At 54.5% G+C, this 1337-nt stretch carries 1 rRNA gene; it reads right to left on the bottom strand.

From position 1 onward, the window contains the following. Nucleotides 1-1096: ribosomal RNA gene (locus BGIM_RS0100570) — 16S ribosomal RNA — on the bottom strand; the annotation flags it as partial. Nucleotides 1097-1337: the final 241 nt, after the last annotated feature.

Consider the following 1337-nt stretch of genomic DNA (forward strand, 5'->3'; position numbering starts at 1 on the left):
AGGTAAGGGTTTCGCTCGTTATGGGACTTAACCCGACATCTCACGACACGAGCTGACGACAGCCATGCAGCACCTGTGTTGAGTCCTCCCATTGCTGGGAATCGGCCTTCCTTTCGGAGACGTACCGCTCAACGCTATCGCACATGTCAAGTCTAGGATAAGGTTCTTCGCGTAGCCTCGAATTAAGCCACATGCTCCACCGCTTGTGTGAGCCCCCGTCAATTCCTTTGAGTTTCAGCCTTGCGACCATACTCCCCAGGCGGGGTACTTAGCACTTTTGCTTCGCCAGTAAAGCCATGTGAACCCTACTAGCTAGTACCCATCGTTTAGGGCCAGGACTACCGGGGTATCTAATCCCGTTTGCTCCCCTGGCTTTCGCGCCTCAGCGTCAGAAAAGGTCCAGTATGCCGCCTTCGCCACCGGAGTTCCTATCGATATCAACGCATTTCACCGCTCCACCGATAGTTCCGCATACCCCTACCTTCCTCGAGACGACCAGTATCCATGGCAGTTCTCCAGTTGAGCTGGAGGATTTCACCACAGACTTAGCCGCCCGCCTACGCGCCCTTTAAGCCCAGTGATTCCGAACAACGTTCGCTCGGTTCGTCTTACCGCGGCTGCTGGCACGAACTTAGCCCGAGCTTACTGAGATTCGATCAAGTTGCCCTTTCTCATCTCTTTTGTGCTTTACAACCCGAAGGCCTTCATCGCACACGCGGCATCGCTCGTTCAGGCTTTCGCCCATTGACGAAGATCCTCGACTGCAGCCACCCGTAGGTGTCTGGCCAGTGTCTCAGTGCCAGTGGCGCGGGTCGTGCTCTCACACCCGCTACAGATCTTTGCCTTGGTGGGCCGTTACCCCCCCAACTAGCTAATCCGACATGGGCCCCTCCGACGGCGCCGGAGCTTTGATCTTGCGATGTCATCGAGTATTACCCGTCCGTTAGGACGGCTATCCTCAACCACCGGGTAGGTACCCATGCATTACTGCCCCTTTCGCCACTTCCGCCAGTATTGCTACTGGCATTCGTTCGACTTGCATGCCTAATCCATGCCGCCAACGTTCGTTCTGAGCCAGGATCAAACCCTTCACAGTGTGTTTCATAAACAGGTCTTGCGACCCGGTATTTAACAAGAAGCAGTTTGGGCCGCTCAAGAATCAAACTCAAATTCATCGCGTCCGGCCACCCGGTTTTCCGAGCAACCGGTTTCGTCTGAAGTGAGTCGATTGCCCAAGCGGCAATCATCTTACCCACCTCACGAAAAGGTCTCATTAATCTTCAGGTTGTCAAAGATCGACTGGAACACCAAACCACTTCCACAGGGCTTTTAACTCC

Source organism: Zavarzinella formosa DSM 19928 (genome assembly GCF_000255705.1).
GTDB lineage: Bacteria > Planctomycetota > Planctomycetia > Gemmatales > Gemmataceae > Zavarzinella > Zavarzinella formosa.